The organism is Winogradskyella rapida (genome assembly GCF_042675845.1).
GTDB classification, from domain to species: Bacteria; Bacteroidota; Bacteroidia; order Flavobacteriales; family Flavobacteriaceae; genus Winogradskyella; species Winogradskyella rapida.
Window position 1 is genome coordinate 880,874 of sequence record NZ_JBHTKM010000063.1, and the last position, 390, is coordinate 881,263.

1 protein-coding gene is annotated in these 390 nt (G+C 40.8%); it reads right to left on the reverse strand.

Annotated elements, in window-relative coordinates; all coding sequences use genetic code 11:
* A partial coding sequence (locus ACFQ13_RS11230; RefSeq protein ID WP_386117350.1) for a hypothetical protein occupies positions 1–390 on the reverse strand: 390 nt, incomplete at both ends.

The window sequence follows — 390 nt, forward strand, 5'->3', positions numbered from 1 at the left end:
GTACAACCCTACAATTGGATTCACGCCTGTCTCTGCATCCGTTTGCGTTTCGTGGTAGCTAATAACCACATTAGGCTCGTTATTGGTGATCTCTAAGGTGCGTTGTTCTAAATCGAATTCAGCATAACCATCGTTATCATCATCACAAACGTCAATTTGTGTTGGGTTCGGCTCTGGTGATGGCACTGGATCTACACGTAAGGTAACGGTAACTGTATTAAAACATCCCGTAGCATCATTCTCTGCTCTTACAAAAATAGTTTGAGCATTGCTGGTATTAACATACGGACTTACAATTTCATTAACTGCATTATCGGCATCTGTTTGCGTTTCGTAATAAGTTAACGTTATTCCGGTCTGACCATTTAAAATTCCAGCTTCAGCATCTTC